The sequence below is a fragment of the Chamaesiphon sp. VAR_69_metabat_338 genome (assembly GCF_031423935.1).
In the GTDB taxonomy this organism is placed as follows: Bacteria; Cyanobacteriota; Cyanobacteriia; order Cyanobacteriales; family Chamaesiphonaceae; genus Chamaesiphon.
Genome location: NZ_JANPGM010000306.1, coordinates 1 through 4,153 on the forward strand (window position 1 = coordinate 1; position 4,153 = coordinate 4,153).

Consider the following 4,153-nt stretch of genomic DNA (forward strand, 5'->3'; position numbering starts at 1 on the left):
AATGGGACTATTGAGCTTGAGGAAACCCGCGTGTTCGGGTTTGGCTTCGAGTAAATTACCCTTCTTGCCCAGGCTGACATCCAGTGACATCACTAATTTTTCGCGCAACGGATCGATCGCGGGGTTAGTAACTTGAGCGAAGCGTTGTTTGAAATAGTCATATAAAGGATGCGCTTTTTCTGACAATACCGCCAGCGGAATATCGTCACCCATGCAGAAAGTCGGCTCTTTGCCATTTTCCGCCATGTCGTTGACGATCATCGCGATGTCTTCTTCGGTATAGCCAAATGCCGTCTGCTGATTGAGTAAATTTGCCGACTCGACTCGACAAGTAGTTTCAAAAGCTTGGTTAGTTAGTGTTTGCCGATGCTCGTTCAGCCACGCACCATAGGGATGTGCTTGCGCGATCCGCTGTTTGACTTCCCAATTATGTAAAATCTCTTTGGTTTCTAAGTCTACGACGATCGTTTCACCAGGGCCGAGCCGACCTTTTTCGATAATTTCGCTAGCTGGTAAATCCACCACCCCAGCTTCGGAACCGACATACAAATAACCATCTTTGGTAATGCAATACCGCGCCGGACGCAAGCCATTGCGATCGAGAGTCGCACCCACAACTTTACCATCGCTAAACGAAAGCAACGCAGGGCCATCCCAAGCTTCCTGCAATCCCGAATAGTATTCGTAAAAATCGGTAATTTCGGGATATTTCTCTAATTCCGGCTGATTCTTGTACGCTTCGGGTACCATAATCGCTAACCCTTCGATCGGACTGCGACCGGAACGGACGAGCAGTTCCAAGACATTATCCAATGTCCCCGAATCGCTATTATCGAGGTTGAGAATCGGCTGTAACTCCCGCAGTCTACCATTCCACAACGGATGGTCGAGGTCGCTCTCCCGCGCCATCATGCCATTAATATTACCCAATAAGGTATTAATTTCACCATTGTGCCCCAAAATCCGCATCGGCTGTGCCAACGGCCATTTGGGCAGAGTATTGGTGCTAAAGCGACGATGATAAACTGCAAACGCCGCCTTAAATTCAGGATTGGTTAAGTCACTATAAAACTCACCTAATACCGCCGATCGCACCATGCCTTTATAAACGATCGTCCGACTAGAGAGCGAGCAAATATAAAAGTCATCCCCAGGCTTGACAGTACCATCGGCTTGTAACGCTTTGATAATCTTGCGACGCACCAGATATAACTGTCGTTCTAATTCATCTCCAGTCGTAGTTCCGGCAATAACCAGTTGCTCGATGTAGGGTTGATTTTCTCGCGCCTGAACACCCAACGTCTCCGGCTTAACAGGGACTTTCCGCCAACGAATTAGCTGGCACTGTTCCTGAATGATGACTTCCTCAATAATTTTCTTTGCTACAGTTCGTTTGTCCGCATCTTGGGGTAAGAATAGCATCCCTACCGCAAGAGAATTACCAAGATTTGCATATTCCCGCGAATAGAATAACTCTGGGAACACTACCTGCCAAGGAATCTGCGTCAGAATTCCTGCCCCATCGCCAGAATCTCGATCGGCACTACACCCGCCGCGATGCTCCATACATGTCAAAGCTGCCAACGTCTGCTCGATTAACTTATGACTAGTATCCCCCGCCGGACACGCAATAAATCCCACCCCGCAAGCATCGCGTTCTTCAACCAACCAACGCGGGCCAAAATACGGTTCTTGATTAGCAGCAGTTGCAGTGGTGGAATTGTCCATACGCCAGTGATTATCTGTGTAGTTCATAGTGATGTAGTGCGGGTAACGATCGGTAGATAATTTAGTGTAGGGTCGGGTTCAAATAGATTTGGGTCGAGGCGCAGGCACCGTTAGGTGTTTCCTCAGATATCGATACGGCGGTTGATGTCGATCTATAGCTTTTACCAGGATTTCAATTTAATTTATGTATCTTCAATTACTTTTTTTCCTCAACCAATGCTATGGGTCTATTGAGATCCACTTGAAGGATCGATTGTAGACGATCCAGGCGTTAGACCGATCGAATCTCGAACCCTGACAACCAGCAATCGCAGGAGATTTAGAATGGTATCTATTGTATCAACGATTCGCGATCGCGGAAAACCTGCGAGGCTCTGTCGATCGAGCGAGTCTGAAATACTTGAGGATCTATATTCTACAAACAATTTCTCTAGTTTTGCTGAGGCGGAGATCGATCGAGTCAATCGCCGACTGATGTGTATTTAAAATCGCTGCTTGCACGATCTCTAGTTGTAAATTGAAACCAGTCAACGCCCAAACAATAGTCAATATGTACGCTTTGCAGCCGTACGATGATACAATATTGGTGTCGATCGACTGAAATCATGGAAATAAACACCGATTTAACAATTAAAACTAGTAAGAATGCACGGTTGGAAGCGCGTGTGACACTAGAGCAAAAACAACTGATGGAAAGGGCTGCAAGTTTGCGCGGACAGAACTTGACTGAATTCATGATTTCAGTTTTGGCTGATGCGGCTACCCAGACGATTAAAGATCGCGAACTAATAGAATTGACCCAGCGAGATCGGCTAGCATTTACCGAAGCACTATTAAATCCCGCTCCTGTGAGCGAACGAGCGACTGCAGATGCTCGATGGTACGCACAGATGATGAGCAAACAGGAATCGGATGAGTGCTAAATCCCGAATCCATTAATTTTGAGATCGAACTGCTCGCATCCCATCACGATAAAGCGGCTTTTAGCTGCGGTAACGAACGACTCGATCGTTATCTGCATACTATTGCTACTCAAGATAAGAAGAGAAATATTGCTATTCCTTACGTTATTTCTGACAAAGATCGTCAAAAAATAATTGGTTATTATACCCTCTCGATGAGCGGCATAAATTTGGAAGAACTACCTCAGAATCTTGCTAAAAAAATCCCCAGATATCCGATTGTTGGTGTCAATCTCATTGGCAGATTGGCAGTATCGAATGATTATCGAGGCTATGGGTGGGGAAAATTATTAATTATGGATGCGCTACATCGCAGTCTGCGCATTAGTAAAGCGACTGCTTCTTTTGCTGTAGTTGTCGAAGCAATTGATGCGGAAGCGGTCAAGTTTTATCAAAGATTTGATTTTCAAGCTTTTACCGATCGAGAATTTAAGCTATTCCGTACCATGTCAAATATCGAGAAAGCTTTCGATACAAAGCCTTAAAATCTATCTAAAAAGCTCGCTCGACGCCCATAATATAACTTTAAATCAAGTCAGTCAATTTTTTAGCTGATTTGAGACGTTGTAAACTCGTATATCTTTGCCCTTGCATGGTGCCCTGAGGAGCATCTGCGAAACGTATGGGATCGATCGATGTTGCTTTTTCTGAAAAAATAAGCTTGTACTTACCTTCCTCACCATAAGGTTCTATCCTTTCAACGGGTGCATAGTGAGTAATGGCAGAGATAGGAGCTGTTTGGTAAGCTGCAATATATTTAATTTTCTGGATCATTCCACCAGAAATACGAATAGCATACCAACAATTGTTTGTGAGAAACTCTCTTTCAAAACCTTCTTTCTGCGCTGGGACAATTACAGTGTCTTTTTCTTCCACTGTTGCCAATATCAGACTGGGACTAATAAGAGGTAATTTTGGAATATCTTTACTAGATGCTTGTGGTATGGCTACAGGTTTGGGTACTTCAAATGCGCGAAGACCAACTAGCGGAATAATTTGGATGATTTCTTTGAGAAATGCCTGCGTATCTGCTTTTTCTGATTCTGATAGTACTGGTTCCTGTGGAAGATTACCATTATCAAGGTGGCTACGTTTGGATTCAAGAGCTTTCTGAATCAATGCATACTCTAACCAAGTGACATGCGCTCTATTCAACCCATTATTTGCTGAAACAAAGACAATACACCAATTCCAAAAATCCTTATTTTGATAATGAGACTCTATCCGATTCTTAACACAATCTGATTGTCCTATGTAGAGTAAAGGAAGTTCATCATTTTCATCGTTTTGATAACCAACAAGTATGTAAATTCCTGTCTTGTCTAATTCACTACGAAATTTAACATTAAGCCATTTATCTCTGGGAAAAACAATCCCCTGCCCAGTCCAATTCATCCTATCAATTATTCTAAGTCCTTCGGCATCACCATCTGGAAGGAATATACGAATGGTAAATGGATTTG

At 43.8% G+C, this 4,153-nt stretch carries 5 protein-coding genes; 2 read left to right on the forward strand and 3 right to left on the reverse strand.

The window, feature by feature from the left end; all coding sequences use genetic code 11:
* Together RMO84_RS08880 and RMO84_RS08885 are read right to left on the reverse strand one after the other, a co-directional pair.
* A partial coding sequence (locus tag RMO84_RS08880; RefSeq protein ID WP_310488118.1) for a glutamate synthase central domain-containing protein occupies positions 1-1,728 on the reverse strand: 1,728 nt, incomplete at its 3' end.
* Between the two features lie 408 nt (positions 1,729-2,136).
* Entirely contained in the window at positions 2,137-2,277 is a 141-nt protein-coding gene (locus RMO84_RS08885; protein WP_310488119.1) for a hypothetical protein, read from the reverse strand.
* 56 nt (positions 2,278-2,333) lie between these two features.
* On the opposite strand from RMO84_RS08885, the gene RMO84_RS08890 reads away from it, so the two are divergent.
* Together RMO84_RS08890 and RMO84_RS08895 are read left to right on the forward strand one after the other, a co-directional pair.
* A complete protein-coding gene (locus RMO84_RS08890) occupies positions 2,334-2,651 on the forward strand; it encodes a DUF1778 domain-containing protein (RefSeq protein WP_310488120.1) in 318 nt (105 codons plus the stop codon).
* Positions 2,645-3,175, forward strand: coding sequence for a GNAT family N-acetyltransferase (locus RMO84_RS08895; RefSeq protein WP_310488121.1), 531 nt, complete (start codon positions 2,645-2,647; stop codon positions 3,173-3,175). Before RMO84_RS08890 ends, RMO84_RS08895 begins: the two co-directional genes overlap by 7 nt.
* A 40-nt stretch (positions 3,176-3,215) precedes the next feature.
* Here RMO84_RS08895 and RMO84_RS08900 read toward each other — a convergent pair.
* A partial coding sequence (locus tag RMO84_RS08900; RefSeq protein ID WP_310488122.1) for a GIY-YIG nuclease family protein occupies positions 3,216-4,153 on the reverse strand: 938 nt, incomplete at its 5' end.